The sequence below is a fragment of the Pseudomonas sp. ITEM 17296 genome (genome assembly GCF_028895205.1).
Classification (GTDB): domain Bacteria; phylum Pseudomonadota; class Gammaproteobacteria; order Pseudomonadales; family Pseudomonadaceae; genus Aquipseudomonas; species Aquipseudomonas kermanshahensis.
The window spans coordinates 162,258-176,215 of the sequence record NZ_WJRS01000012.1 but is presented as its reverse complement, the minus strand read 5'-3'; the positions used below and the strand labels follow the sequence as shown (position 1 = coordinate 176,215).

General features: G+C 63.7%; 12 protein-coding genes and 1 pseudogene. 5 read left to right on the top strand and 8 right to left on the bottom strand.

Annotated features, from left to right (window positions below):
* The coding region (locus GIB19_RS15640; RefSeq protein WP_274887127.1) for a TolC family protein at positions 1 to 1,196 on the bottom strand (1,196 nt) is incomplete at its 3' end.
* A 222-nt stretch (positions 1,197 to 1,418) separates the two neighbouring features.
* Here GIB19_RS15640 and aroQ point away from each other — a divergent pair.
* Both aroQ and GIB19_RS15630 read left to right on the top strand, forming a co-directional pair.
* Complete coding sequence (aroQ, locus tag GIB19_RS15635; protein WP_027593852.1) at positions 1,419 to 1,868, top strand: type II 3-dehydroquinate dehydratase; 450 nt, start codon at positions 1,419 to 1,421, stop codon at positions 1,866 to 1,868.
* Positions 1,865 to 2,713: a shikimate dehydrogenase gene (locus GIB19_RS15630; RefSeq protein ID WP_099429876.1), complete on the top strand. Its 849-nt coding sequence runs from the start codon at positions 1,865 to 1,867 to the stop codon at positions 2,711 to 2,713. The genes aroQ and GIB19_RS15630 overlap by 4 nt, the downstream gene beginning before the upstream one ends.
* A gap of 54 nt (positions 2,714 to 2,767) precedes the next feature.
* Here GIB19_RS15630 and GIB19_RS15625 read toward each other — a convergent pair whose 3' ends face one another.
* Both GIB19_RS15625 and GIB19_RS15620 read right to left on the bottom strand, forming a co-directional pair.
* Entirely contained in the window at positions 2,768 to 3,283 is a 516-nt protein-coding gene (locus GIB19_RS15625; protein WP_238210804.1) for a thioredoxin family protein, read from the bottom strand.
* A gap of 10 nt (positions 3,284 to 3,293) precedes the next feature.
* On the bottom strand, positions 3,294 to 3,569 hold the full coding sequence (locus tag GIB19_RS15620; RefSeq protein WP_274887125.1) for a DUF2790 domain-containing protein: 276 nt from the start codon (positions 3,567 to 3,569) through the stop codon (positions 3,294 to 3,296).
* A 218-nt stretch (positions 3,570 to 3,787) separates the two neighbouring features.
* Here GIB19_RS15620 and GIB19_RS15615 point away from each other — a divergent pair, with 218 nt between their 5' ends.
* The 3 genes from GIB19_RS15615 (at position 3,788) to GIB19_RS15605 (ending at position 6,485) form a co-directional block, all read left to right on the top strand.
* A complete protein-coding gene (locus GIB19_RS15615) occupies positions 3,788 to 4,528 on the top strand; it encodes a response regulator (protein WP_099429879.1) in 741 nt (246 codons plus the stop codon).
* Positions 4,525 to 5,811, top strand: a complete 1,287-nt coding sequence (locus GIB19_RS15610) for a sensor histidine kinase (RefSeq protein ID WP_274887124.1) — start codon at positions 4,525 to 4,527, stop codon at positions 5,809 to 5,811. The genes GIB19_RS15615 and GIB19_RS15610 overlap by 4 nt, the downstream gene beginning before the upstream one ends.
* Before the next feature lie 164 nt (positions 5,812 to 5,975).
* The gene (locus tag GIB19_RS15605; RefSeq protein ID WP_225876655.1) at positions 5,976 to 6,485 is read left to right on the top strand and encodes an HvfX family Cu-binding RiPP maturation protein; all 510 of its coding nucleotides are present in this window, start codon (positions 5,976 to 5,978) and stop codon (positions 6,483 to 6,485) included.
* Between the two features lie 53 nt (positions 6,486 to 6,538).
* Here GIB19_RS15605 and GIB19_RS15600 read toward each other — a convergent pair whose 3' ends face one another.
* The 5 genes and pseudogenes from GIB19_RS15600 to GIB19_RS15580 form a co-directional block, all read right to left on the bottom strand.
* A complete protein-coding gene (locus tag GIB19_RS15600) occupies positions 6,539 to 7,234 on the bottom strand; it encodes an HvfC family RiPP maturation protein (protein ID WP_274887122.1) in 696 nt (231 codons plus the stop codon).
* A complete protein-coding gene (locus GIB19_RS15595) occupies positions 7,215 to 8,051 on the bottom strand; it encodes an HvfB family MNIO-type RiPP peptide maturase (protein ID WP_274887121.1) in 837 nt (278 codons plus the stop codon). Before GIB19_RS15595 ends, GIB19_RS15600 begins: the two co-directional genes overlap by 20 nt.
* Positions 8,052 to 8,144: 93 nt before the next feature.
* Positions 8,145 to 8,435: pseudogene (locus GIB19_RS15590) on the bottom strand (HvfA family oxazolone/thioamide-modified RiPP metallophore); the annotation flags it as partial.
* Positions 8,436 to 8,599: 164 nt separating this feature from the next.
* On the bottom strand, positions 8,600 to 9,160 hold the full coding sequence (locus GIB19_RS15585; protein ID WP_274887120.1) for a DUF4174 domain-containing protein: 561 nt from the start codon (positions 9,158 to 9,160) through the stop codon (positions 8,600 to 8,602).
* A 228-nt stretch (positions 9,161 to 9,388) separates the two neighbouring features.
* Positions 9,389 to 13,921, bottom strand: coding sequence for an NEL-type E3 ubiquitin ligase domain-containing protein (locus GIB19_RS15580; RefSeq protein ID WP_274887119.1), 4,533 nt, complete (start codon positions 13,919 to 13,921; stop codon positions 9,389 to 9,391).
* Positions 13,922 to 13,958 lie beyond the last annotated feature (37 nt).

Here is a 13,958-nt window from a genome sequence, read left to right as displayed (position 1 = left end):
TGGGCCCGCGCATCAGTCGCCGAGGCCAGGGCTTGCAGATACAAGCCCCGCGCCTCGATCAGCGTGCGCTGGGCATCGAGCACATCGAGGAAGGCGAACTTGCCCATCTCGAAGCCGCGGGTGGCGGTGTCTACCGCTTGCTGCGCCGAGGGCAGGATGGTGCGGTCGTAGGCCTGCACTTCCTGCATGGCCGTGGCCCATTGGCTGAGGGCGCTGCGGGTCTCGCTGCGCAAGCGCAACTCAACGGCATTGCGCAAGTCACGGGCCTGGTCGGCACGTCGCGCAGCCACCAGCACGTTGCCTTGGTTACGGTCGAACAACGGCAGCGGCATCGACAGCCCGACCACGTTGACTCGCTCGCGGTCCTCGCGGCTGTATTGACTGCCGAGGCTGACGGTGAGGTCGGGTATGCGCTGAGCCTTTTCAGACCCCAACGACGCTTCGCCGCGCTCGACCTGCGCCGCCGCCAAGCGCCACTCGGCGGTCTGTTCGACCCTGGCCAGCAAGGCCTCGGCCGCAGGCGCGGCACCCGGCGACAGATCAGTGGCCAGCAGGCGGTCGAAGCGTGCCACCGGGCTGCCCGTCAACCGCGCCAAAGCCTGATAAGCCACACTGCGCTGGGAGGCGGCGCGGCGTACTTGCGCCTGCGCCTGGGCCAGTTGCACCTGGGCTCGCGTGGCCTCTACCGGCGAAGACTGGCCGGCCGTGACGCGCCCCTGTACCACCCGCAGCCCGCGCTCCGTCAGTGCCTGGGACTGTTGCGCCAGCTCCAGCGCCGTTTGCGCACGCAGGGCCGCGTGGAAGGCCTGCACCACATCGGCGCGCAAGCCATTGCGCTGGCGTTCCAGGTCAAGCTGGGCGATGGTCTGGCCGGCACCGGCCACGGCGATGCGCGCTCCCCGCTTGCCGCCCAGCTCCAGTGGCTGGCTTAGGGTGACCGTGGTGGTGCGCGTCTCGCGGCGGGTGTCCTCGACTTCCCAGGACAGCTGCGGGTTAGGTATCAACCCCGCTTGGCGCCGCTCGCCTTCGGCAATGCCGATTTCACGGCCCGCGGCAGCGAGTTCCGGGTTTTGCGCAAAGGCAGCGCTAAGCGCTTCGGGCAGGCTCAGGCTGCCACTGGCCTGGGCACTGCCAGTGGCCGCCAGTAACAGGCAAAGCAAGGCGATCTTGCGGGGGATGGCAGGGGTGCAGGGCACGAAACAGGTCCTCGTCGGCGAGCATTGGCGAGGACTGTAGGGCGGCGTGCTTATCGGGGCGGTGGCGTGAACATTACAATGCTGTAATCAGCAGGGATCGGTATTGGCGCAAAACGTCCGGTTATCGCCCACTTTCCCGTCTAAGCCCGTTCACGCAATTGACGAAACTAACCAGGTGGTACAAAGATAAGCGCATCCAAAAACAACAAAGTGATGCCTTTCATGAAGCCCCTTATTCTTGTGCTGAACGGCCCTAACCTGAACATGCTGGGCACCCGCGAGCCCACTCAGTACGGCCATGAAACCCTTGCTGACCTCGCCCAAGGCTGCGCCGACAGCGCCCTTGCCAAAGGCCTGGAAATTGAATTCCGCCAGACCAACCACGAAGGCGAACTGATCGACTGGATCCATGCCGCCCGTGGCCGCTGTGCTGGCATCCTGATCAACCCGGGCGCCTGGACCCACACCTCCGTGGCCATCCGCGACGCCCTGGTGGCCAGTGAACTGCCCGTCATCGAGGTGCACCTGTCCAACGTGCACAAACGCGAGCCTTTCCGCCACCTGTCGTTCGTCTCATCGATTGCCGTCGGCGTGATCTGCGGCCTGGGCAGCCATGGCTACCGCCTGGCCCTGAGCCACTTCGCGGAAATGTTCCAGGAGCAGACCGCATGAGCCAACAGGCCATCCTCGCCGGCCTCATCGGCCGCGGCATCCAGCTGTCGCGCACCCCTGCGCTGCATGAGCATGAAGGTGACGCGCAATCCCTGCGTTACCTGTATCGCCTGATCGATGCCGATCAATTGCAGCTAGACGACAGCGCCCTGCCCGGCCTGCTCGATGCCGCACAGCACACCGGGTTCACCGGGCTCAACATCACCTACCCGTTCAAACAGGCGATTCTGCCGCTGCTCGACGAGCTGTCGGATGAAGCCCGAGGGATCGGCGCGGTGAACACCGTGGTGCTCAAGGACGGCAAGCGGGTCGGCCACAATACCGACTGCCTGGGCTTCGCCGAAGGCCTGCGCCGCGGCCTGCCAGATGTGGCACGCCGGCAAGTGGTGCAAATGGGCGCTGGTGGCGCCGGCTCGGCCGTGGCCCATGCGCTGCTGGGCGAAGGGGTCGAACGGCTGGTGCTGTTCGAAGTCGACACGCCGCGGGCACAAGCGCTGGTCGACAACCTCAACGGGCATTTCGGTGCCGGCCGTGCGGTGCTCGGCACTGACCTGCGCGCAGCATTGGCCGAGGCGGACGGGCTGGTCAACACCACGCCCGTGGGCATGGCCAAGCTGCCGGGGACACCGCTGCCGGTGGAGCTGCTACATGAACGGTTGTGGGTGGCGGAGATCATCTACTTCCCGCTGGAAACCGAACTGTTGCGCGCCGCGCGGGCATTGGGTTGCCGCACGCTGGATGGCAGCAACATGGCCGTGTTCCAGGCGGTCAAGGCGTTCGAGCTGTTCAGTGGGCGCGAGGCCGATGCGGCGCGGATGCAGGCGCATTTTGCCAGTTTTAGCTGAGTCGGCACCGGCCCTTTCGCGGGCTTGCCCCGCGAAAGGGCCGGCACAGGCGCATCAACCCTTTTCATCCAGCAAGGCCTTCAACACCTGTTCCTGCCCCGCATAATCCCCTTCGCCAAAATGCACGTGGCGCACTTGCCCTGTGCGGTCGACAAAATAATGCGCCGGCCAGAACTGGTTGCCCCAGGCATTCCACACTCGGTGATCGTTGTCCACCGCCACCGGGTACCCGATCCCCAGCGCAGCTACCTTGTCGCGCAAGGTCGCGACATCATGCTCGTAGTCATACTCAGGCGTGTGCACGCCCACCACCACCAGCCCCTGGTCGGCGTAACGCCGTGCCCAGTCATTCACATGCGGCAGGCTGCGCTGGCAGTTGATGCAGTCCCAGGTCCAGAAGTCCACCAGCACCACCTTGCCTTTGAGCGCCGGCGCATCCAGTGGCGGCGAATTCAACCACTGGCTGGCACCCGCCAGCGACGGCATGGCGCCGTAACTGTCGCGGGCCTGCAGATAGCCCGCCAGGCCCAGGCCTGTCAGGGCCAGCGCAATGCCGCCCACCTTCAACATCAGGCGCCGATCAATTCTCATGGCAACCGCCGGTGGCGTACGAGCGGTATTCCACACTCCGATGCTGACCTTTGGAATCGAGGTAGTCCATGCGGGTGTTGACCAGGCCGCAGGTGTTGCCCTGATCATCCTGCACCGACAGGACTTTCTTCACATCCAGATGATCACCGTAGCGGTACTGCATCACACTGGCATCGTTCACCGCGGTGGTGGCGGCCTGAGCGGCAATGGCGCCGAAACTGAACACGGCAAACAGGCTGACGCTGGCGAAGGCTTTGAGGTTCATGGCAACTCTCCTGTGTAACGCTTTGGTGGGGAGGATTACTCCCCGGTCGAGAGCCATTACACGGCCGCCAGGTATCCCGTATGTGTCACCCGAGCCTGTGATCTGCTTCCTCCTGTATCTCTGCAAACGCCAGATACACTGCAATACAAAACCCCGCAGGCAAGCGCGATTACGCTCGGTACACTGCGCCAACCCCACCCCATACAGGAACGCTGCGCATGGAACACGTCGATCACATCCTGATCGTCGACGACGACCGCGAGATCCGCGAACTGGTCGGCAACTACCTGAAGAAGAACGGCCTGCGGACCAGCATCGTTGCCGATGGCCGGCAAATGCGCGCCTTTCTCGAAGCCAACAGCGTCGACCTGATCGTCCTCGACATCATGATGCCTGGCGACGATGGCCTGTTGCTGTGCCGCGAACTGCGTGCCGGCAAACACCGCAACACGCCCGTGCTGATGCTGACTGCGCGCAACGACGAGACCGACCGCATCATCGGCCTGGAGATGGGTGCCGACGACTACCTGACCAAGCCGTTCTCCGCCCGCGAACTGCTGGCCCGCATCAACGCCGTGCTACGCCGCACGCGCATGCTGCCGCCCAACCTGACCATCAGCGAAAGCAGCCGCCTGCTGGCCTTCGGCCAATGGCGCCTGGACACCACCGCACGGCACCTGCTCGACAGTGAAGACACCCTGGTGGCCCTGAGCGGCGCCGAGTACCGGCTGCTGCGGGTATTTCTCGACCACCCGCAGCGGGTGCTCAGCCGCGAACAATTGCTCAACCTCACCCAGGGCCGTGAGGCGGACATCTTCGACCGCTCCATCGACCTGCTGGTCAGCCGCCTGCGCCAGCGCCTGGGTGATGACGCCCGCGAACCCAGCTGCATCAAGACCGTGCGCAGCGAAGGCTACGTGTTCTCGCTGCCGGTGCAATTGCTCGGGTCGCCCTCATGAAATGGCCCCGCACCCTGGCCTCGCGCCTGGCATTGATTTTCTTCACCGGCCTGGTACTGGCCTATGGGTTGTCGTTCGGCCTGCAAGCCTACGAGCGTTACATCAGCAGCCGCTCGATGATGCTCAGCAACCTGGAACAGGACGTTGCCACTTCGGTCGCCATCCTCGACCGCCTGCCCGCCGCCGAACGTACCGCCTGGCTGCCGCGCCTGGAGCGGCGTACCTACCGCTACCACCTTGACCAGGGCCAGGATGGCCAGGCGATGCCGACCAGCGACCCGCCCATGGCCGCCGAGTCGATCGTCAAAGCCATTGGCGACGACTTTCGCCTGACCTTCCAGGAGATCCCCGGCCCCAATGCGCATTTTCAGGTGCACTTGAACCTGGCAGATGGCGCGCCCCTGACCATCGACGTTACCCCGACCCCCGTACCGATCGCCCGCTGGCTGCCGGTGGTTTTGCTGATCCAGCTGGCCGTGCTGTTGCTGTGCACCTGGCTGGCAGTGTGCCTGGCCATCGGCCCGCTCACCCGCCTGTCGCAGGCCGTGGACAACCTCGACCCGGACAAACCCGGTGTGCAATTGGACGAAAGCGGCCCGCGCGAGGTGAAGTACGCCGCCGTTGCCTTCAATGCCTTGCAGGCACGCATCGCGGCCTACCTCAAGGAGCGCATGCAGTTGCTGGCGGCGATTTCCCACGACCTGCAAACCCCCATCACCCGCATGAAGCTGCGGGTCGAAGTGATGGACGAGGGGGTCGAGAAAGACAAGCTGTGGCACGACCTGGATGCCATGGAGCACCTGGTACGCGAAGGTGTGGCCTATGCCCGCAGCATGGACATCAACACCGAAGCCCCATGCCGAATCAACCTGGATGCCTTCCTCGACAGCCTGGTATTCGACTACCAGGACAGCGGCGCCCAGGTCGAACGCCACGGCAACGCCGACGGCCTGCTGGAAACCCGCCCGCATGCGCTGCGCAGGGTGTTGGTCAACCTGGTGGACAACGCCTTGAAGTTCGCGGGTAAAGCACAGCTGGAGGTCAGCCGTGGACCAGGATGCACCCGGATTCGGATACTCGATGACGGCCCGGGGATTCCGGAAGATGAGCTCAATGAAGTGCTCAAGCCTTTTTACCGGGTAGAAAGCTCGCGTAACCGCAGTACCGGAGGCACCGGCTTGGGGCTGGCGATCGCGCAGCAACTGACCCAGGCCATGGGTGGGCGCTTGACCCTGAGCAATCGCCAAGGTGGCGGGTTGTGTGCACAGATCGAGTTGAAGTGAGTGCCACCGGCATGTCCCCCTCCAGGTCTTACACGTGATAGCGATGCCGCCTTACGCAACCGATCGCTACAGTCCGATACACACTGTCGCCTCCGCCGACACACTGTGGATACGCCACCGCTCCACACTCCCGGCCACACATTGGCACGCCAGGAGTTAAACCGATGACACGTCCAAACATGACGGCATTTACCCACCCCTTCAACCATATTGACCGGATCGGAAGCTGGAGCGCCGACGTGCCGCTGCGGCTGTTTCTGGCCTGGGAGTTTTTCGAGTCTGGTCTGGAAAAATACAACGGCACCAACTGGTTCGGCGACCTGCAGTCCAGCTTCCCCTTCCCGTTCAGCGCACTGCCAGCAGCGCTGAACTGGCAACTGTCGATGTGGGCCGAGCTGGTGCTGCCTTTACTGCTGTTGCTTGGCCTGGGCACACGGCTGGCCTCGGCCGGGCTCATGGTCATCACTGTGGTGGCCATTGCTGCGGTGCATTGGCCGTCACAGTGGTCGAGCCTGGCGGAGCTGGCTCAGGGTTATGCCATCACCGACCAGGGTTTCGGCAACTTCAAGTTGCCGCTGATCTACCTGGTGGCACTGCTGCCACTGCTGCTCAAGGGGGCCGGACGCCTGAGCCTTGACCACTGGCTCAACGCGCGGCTTGCAGCCAGGGCATGACGCGTAAATAGCAACGGGCTCGGGGCCAGTAGGCGCCGAGCCCGTTTTTTGTCTCAGGCTGTACCGATGACAATGCCTTGCGCGCGCAGGCTCTCCAGCAGTGCCAAGCCTTGCTCCTGATCCCCACCCAATGCATGCAGACGCGCCAGCCCAGTACCCCTCACCTCTGTGAGCAAGCGGTAAGCCATGGGTGCCAGGCGAGCGAAGCGTACCTGCAGCCCGGCGTCGCGGTAGACCAGCAGCAAGGTGGGTTCAGGTGCCTCCTGCGGTTGATAATCCGGGCCGATACGGTCAACTGGCCAACGGTAGGCCAATACCCTGGCCGTGCACGACAGCAGCGGCTCCCCCTGCAGCAGGTCACCCTGTGGGTCATGAGCCAGGTCTTCGGCATCGCTGAGGTACAGCTGGGCCTCGATCCACTCGTAGTGGGCGAGTTCCAACTGCCACGGGGCATCCAGTTCGACGCCCTGGAGGTAGTCGATGAACGCTTCGGCGATCTCGGTGAACAAGGGTGTCTGGCTGCGGTAGTTGGCATAAAAATCCCGCACGCGGGCATGCCAGCGCGGCTCGCCCAAGGTTTGCCGCAGCACCGGAAAGCTGCCGGCCAGCAGGCCTTCCATGGCGCCATAGAACAGTTCACGGTAAACCTTCAGCCGGCGTGCCTCGATGCCAGGCGGTGGGGCATGCCGCTGAGGATCTCGCAGATGCCGCGCCAGCGAGAACTGCTGTTCACGCAACAATTCGATCATGCGACACCTCCCGCTGCACCGTGCGAATGCGGTCAGTCTCTTCGAGCAGCTCGGCCAAGGGCGGGTAGTTGAAGTCTCGCTCGAGCGTTGTCGGCTGTGCGCCAAAATGCTTGCAGGCCATCGCGAACAACGACCAGACATCCTCCTTCACGGGTGCGCCATGGGTATCCACCTTGAGGTCCGGGGCCTCGTCGTAATGACCCGCCACATGCATGGCGACGACGCGTGCCGGCGGCAGCCCCTGAAGGAAGGCCTGCGCATCGTAGCCATGGTTGCAGGCGTTGACGAACACATTGTTGACGTCCAGAAGCAGGTCGCAGTCGGCCTCGTCGAGCACGGCGCGAATGAAGTCCAGCTCGCTCATCGCCTGGTACGGGGCGGCGTAATAGCTGATGTTTTCCACGGCGATACGCCGCTGCAAGTGGTCCTGGGCCTGACGAATCCTGGCGGCGACGTGATGCACAGCTTCTTGCGTGAAGGGGATCGGCATCAGGTCGTAGAGGTGACCGTCATCGCTGCAATAGCTCAGGTGTTCGCTGTACAGGCGTACCTGATGGCGATCGAGAAAGCGCCGGGTCTGGTCCAGCAAACCCCGGTCCAGCGGCAGGCTGCCGCCCAAGGACAAGGACAGCCCATGGCAGGCCAGCGCAAACCGTTCGGTCAATTGCGCCAGGCCTTTGCCATAGGCGCCTCCGACCCCAATCCAGTTTTCTGGCGCACACTCTAGAAAATCCACGGCACCGTCTTCCAGCGTAAGCAATTCAGCCATCAGGCCACGGCGCAGGCCAAGGCCGACAAGCAAGGGTGTGGTCGTCATCGATCAGTCTCCACAACACGCAAAACGCCCCGCCTGACCAGCAGGAGGGGCGTTGTGTCATTCCAAGGGTTTAACTCAGGACTTACCGGTCACTTCGCTGGACGAGGCTTCTGCTGCCTTGCCAGCGCCGCCACATTTACCTTCACCGCACTTGCCTTCGCCATGGCTGGCCTTCTTGTCGCCACCGCACTTGCCCTCACCCTGGGTGGCCTTGCCGCTGCCACCGCACTTGCCTTCACCGCATTTGCCTTCGCCAGGCACCTTGGCCGACGCCAGTTGATACCCCTGGGACAGCGGCTCGACAGCGAACGCGCTGCTGCCAAAGGCCATGCTGCCGATCAGGGCGGCGCCGAGCAGGCCGAGGGTATTGCGTGCATGAGTCATGGTGTAGCTCCACTGTGGTTGGAAAGTGGAGCCATTAGGCCGGGTGGGTGTGTCGGGGTTGTATCGCCGAAATCGGCATTTTGTACATGAATCGGTCTGTAGGCCTGCAGGATACAGTGTGATACAGAGCACCCGCCCCTGCGGCCAGTGGCGGGTGAAGGCTGTCAGTCTTCCAGCGGCTTGGGCGGCGCTGCGGGCTTGGCAGGTTTGACGGGTTTGACCGGTTTGCTGTCCTTGCCCTTGGTTTCAGGTGCCGCCGCGACAGGCTCTGGCGCAGTCACGGCCTTCTCGCTCGCCGGAAGCTCATCGACCGCCTTGAGGATGGCCTGCGGGTCGATTGGCTCGCCCGTGGCGTCATCCTTGAGCATGTGCCGTTCGCCGTCCTTGCCCACCAGAATCACCTTGGTGCCCGCGCTCGCGCCAAGCTTGAGTTCGCGGATCAGGGCCATGGTGGTCTGCTGCTCGAGGTTCTTGTCCTCGCGCTTGCCGACCATCTTGGCAACGCTGTACAGCACCAGGCTGCGCTCCTTGAAGGCTTTCTGAATTTCCGGGTCTTCCAAGGCTTTGTTCAACCCACGTAATGTCGGGTCGGCAGAACTGGGAGCAATGATCACCAGAGGCCGTGCCTTGCCCAGCTCCTTGGCCAATGGAGCGTCGCTGTCGGCGGCGAACAGTGGGCCGGTGACGGCGAGCAAGGTAGCGAGGGTCAGTGACCGGACGAGCATACACATCTCCTTAATGTCTCGATAAACCAATGACTACAGATCACGGAGAAAAATCCGACCTGGAGCCTAAACCACTTCAAAAGCTGCGTGGCGAAGGAAAAGTAACTGACAATTTCCAGCCATGTGTCAGATCAGGATGACGGACTTTGCCGAAAAGGCCGCCTCCTGACTGAGCATAGCCCAAAGCCACTGCTGGCAAGGCTGCGCTACGCCGCACACGCGGTGTTGTTACACGTCGATGCTAGCGCCCGGAGGCCCGGCCTCCAATGCCGCCAGTGTCATGTCGAGCATCAACCCGCGCCGGGCAGCGCGTTGCGCGGCAAGAATCGCATCCGACTCAGCCTGCCTGGCCTCGTCGGTCAACGCCTCATCGTCGAGCACGCGATCGAGGCGGCGCCGGAACGGCCTGTCCACTTGCGCAAAGCGTTCAGGGTGGGCACGTTCCAGGTGCCCCTGCCAGAACGTTCGGTCCACCAGTGAACGCGCGATTTCCTCCTGCGTCTCTGCCTCGAGCACTTGCGCTTGCGCCCGTGCAAGGTGCGCCTCAGTGACCCCTGCCAGGGGGCGAAAACTCATGTCGGCTACTGCAATGGGCAAGTTCAGGCGATCGCGCAACCCGAGGCGATAGGCAAGCCCCACTTCGCTTTCATCTGGGTTGCCGCCGCGATTCAGGATGTCCAGCACAGCCAGCCGATCGACCTCATCCAGGCGCCACAAACGCCGCCCCAACGCAAGCAAGGCGTGCTCGGTATTGCCTGGATCATCCGTCCGGGCACGCCACACCAGCACGTTCAGTTCAAGGTTGCTGAGGCACCAGGTCGCGCCGTCCTGGCAACCCCACTCGTCATTGGCGATGTCCATCAAGGCTTCGCGCAGGGCCGGCTCCCGGGCCATCGCCTGCAGCACGGCCAGTACCCGCTGGGCGAGGGCTTCGGCATTGATATGAAAATCTGCGGACTGCAGCAACTGCTGCAGGACGCGAAAGAAGCGATCGGCAGGCTCCCCTATGTCTACCGACTCCCAAGCCGCCATCAGCAGGCCCCGATAACGCGGCCCGACAGCATCCCCCCAAACGGCACGGGCACGCTCGAGTTGTTCGTAAAGCAACACCTCGTCCGTCGGCATGGCCGGCCCCATCAGCGCCGCCTGCAGGCGAATCAGCTCGGCGTTCTCAAACGGGTTACCGGCCAACCTGATGCGCCGCCGAAAGCCGGGTGCCAGTTGATAGAACCACTCTGGAATCCGCGTCAGGCGGTTCTCGCGCATGTCCATGTACACCAGGCTTGAGCGGCTCTCCACGCCGTGCGGAAACTGCGTCAGCCCCGTATTGCGCAAGTTCAGCCAGCGAAGAACGGTCAGCCCATTCAAGGTGAAGGCGCGACCCAGTGGGTTATGGGACAGGTCGAGGTACTCGAGGCTTGTGGCACTTGCCAACGTAGCGGCCTGGCTGGTGTTCAACACGATCTGGTTATTGGTCAGGGTCAACTGACGCAAGTGCTGCATCTGCAGCAACGGCTGCGGCAAGCGGGTCAGCAAATTCCCCCCCAGGTCCAGTAACCGTGCACGTGGGAAGGCGAGCAGGAAGCTCGCTGGAATTTCCTGCAGCTCCATGCGCAGCAGTGAGACATCGGAAACATGATCAAAGCTGACCTGTGCCGGCATTTCTGGCAGCTCCCCAGGCCGCATGTTGTACAAGACCATGCGGTAGTTGTGGTCGGTGTCGAAGTGCGTTTGCCCTCCGTCGGTGGTGCGCCGCCAGCAATCGAGCAGCGTGGTGCGCATGCAGGCCCGATCCTCTCTCATATCGCCTTCGGCCTCTCCGACCCACGCTTCCAAGCAATTGCGAAGTACCCTGTACTCTGTGCGCAACTCAGCCAATACCGCTTCCAACTGACGCCCCGAACGCCGCACATTCTCGCTCCATGTGGCCACCTGCTCATCAGTGAACGAGGGGAACAGGTCACGCAGCGACGCCGCCAGCGCCCTCTCTGGTCGCCCTGGGCCGCCAGAATTCCTGCCACCCAAGGGGTAGCCCAGACGGCCATCGGCCAAGCGCTGGGGCGGGCGGAACATTCCCCGCGGCTGCATAATCAGTAACCCTTCTAGCTCGGCACGACGATGCAGGGCTTCACGCGCCAGCACAACCCTGAGGTTATGGGCAAAGGGTTCCCCTACCTGCATCGACTCGCGCTGGGGCGGTGAATAGGCTGCTGCCATCACCTCGAACAACTCGCCTGCATCGCCTTGCGGCACCGCTTGAGCATCGAGCAATTGGAACGTGCCCGCGTGGTGCAGCAGGCCGAATGCCTGCGCGCCGTCCTCGGTCGAGGCCAGCAGCGGCCCACCCAAATGGCCTTCGAACAGACGCCAACGCACGCCTTGGCCAGTGCCAGGCAAATGCTTGAGCAGCCCCAGTACGATACGCGCCAGGTCGGCATTCTGTGGGGTATCCAGGCTCAACGCTTCAAGTACCCTGACCTTGCGAATGTTCGCCACAGCGCGCCTGGCCGCTTCGGCCAGGTTCAATGGCACGCGGCCAGTCTGCAGCAACCGCCGTCGGTCATCCCCATTGGCCGCCGTCAGCAGCGCTTGCGCGGCCCGCGGGTGCAAGCCCGAAAACACGTTGCGCAGCAAGGCACTGCCCGGGCTGTCGCTGACCTGCACAGCGTCATACACATGCCCCAATAAAAGGCGCCGCTGGGCCCAGGCGAGCTCGGCCAACTGCGGGTCCGACGCACCGGCTGCACCCGGCAAGCGCTGGGCATGCTGCAACACGGTGGCATCCTCGACCGGCTCGCCCGCCCGCAAGCAGCTGATCACCTGGCGGATCCGTTGGTCGATCCTGCAACGCTCGGCGCTGTCGAGCATGCCGGCCTCGGGCGCACGCCCATACACATGCAGGGCCCGCAGCTCATCCGCACCCAGGTCATGAAAGCCCAGCACCTGGTCGATCTGCTCGTCCGTCATGCTGTCCAACGGCGTGCCAAGGCGGCGGAACATGCGGTGGGTGTCATCCCATTGCGCAGGTTGCTCGCTCCAGACCCGCCAGGCGCCGGCACCGTTGTGACGCAGCGCAGGCCCATTGCCGCTGCGCGGGCGAAGCTGCCATTGGCCCTCGCTGCCGGGGTCGACCACAGGGTAGTGGTGGCCGTCCATTTCGATCCAGGCCTGCCCGGCGTGGCGCCGAATCCCCAAGGCATCCTGCGTAGCCGCAGGCCCCGGCGCGACGCTGCGGTAAGGTGCCAGGTCCTGCTGCCAAAGCTTGCTGCTACCGTCCTCCAGCTGTGCAGGCAGCATCGCATCGACCACGGCAGAACGCGCCCACAACCGCCGCGCCACCGTAACGCCCGCCACCGTCGCCGCAATCACCGCAAGGTCAGTGGCGACGTGGGTCAAATGGTCGAGTGCCTCCTGGGCATCACCCGCCTGCAAGGCCTCGATGCCATGGTAAACCTCGCCCAGCAACTCCCAGACAGTCACCGCGAGCATGACCAGGCCCAGGCCCGGGACAAAAAACGACGCCAGGTTCAGCAGCAGCCAGCCTTCGGCAGCCAGGCGCTCGTCATGGGCACGCTGGACCCCGCGGTCGAGCCGCGCCACCGGCACCGCGATCATTGCCGCATCCTCTTTGATCTGGCGGATACGCGACTGTGCGAGGCTGTTGAACAGCGGTGACGGGTAGGCCTGCAAACGGGGGGCGAGGTCATAACTTGCCCAGGCCGGCAGGTCATCAAAAACGGGCGTTACCGTGGCGAAGAACGCCTGGCTGTCGCGCCTGAGCACGAAGCGGCTGAAGAATCGCTGATACGTCTTGACGCGCAAGCGGTGGCCCAGTTCACGGTTGAGGTCACTGAGGCTGCCAAATGCACTCCAGGGTGCCACCGGATCACCCGGCACATACATCAGCAAACGCCGCGTGGTGTTGAACAAAGGGCCTTGATCGATCACTTCCAGTACCACCACCTGCTCAAGCGCATACCCGAGCAGCTTCAGCTGCTTGGCCACCACCAGGTCACCTGCCAGGCGCAGCAGCTTGCCCTCGAGGCACATGCCCACCAGCAATTTCAGCTCGCTGGCATCCAGCAGATTGTCTTGCCGGGCCTTGTAGCCATCCACCAGCATGGCGTAGCGCACGGCATCGACCAGCAACGTCTCGATGCGTTTTTCGTTATTGGCCGGTTTCAGAATGCTGTCCAGATGCTGCTGGTAGCCCTGCCCCAGGTCGAGCTCGCGGCACAGCGCAGCAAAGGCGATGGCGGTGGGCGGTTTGCGCGCGCCCGAGCGCGGTACCAGCAACCGGTTGCCCGCCGGCTGGCCACCCGCGCTGGCCTGCTCGGCGGTAAAGTTGCGCAGTGCCACCTCAAGCAGTGGTTTTTCGTCGTACACCACTTCTGTGAGGTGAGCCCCCACCGGCTGGGCGTTGATCACCGGTTCACGGCGCCCTTCGAGAAACTTCAACCGGTGCAGGTTGTAGGTAACCCCGTAACGCTCGCTGAGCGCCTTCTCCAGCCGGGAGGCGACGAAGCCATCGATGCCTTCGATGCGCGTCAGCAACGCGCCCAGTTGCTGACGGCTTTCAAGGCTCTTGGCCAAGGCGTGGCTGATCGCAGGCAGTTGGTCAATGGGCGCCTGTCGCAACCAACGGGGCAGGCGCTTGCTGATGAAACCATCCTGAAACGCATCGCTGTCGCGCTGCAGCGTGTCGACGCGGACGGCGGCATTGCCCCCAGCCTGATCCTCTGGCGAGTGTGTAGTGCCCATGCGTAAAGCCTCTTGTGGGTAAAGAGGCCAGCCTAGG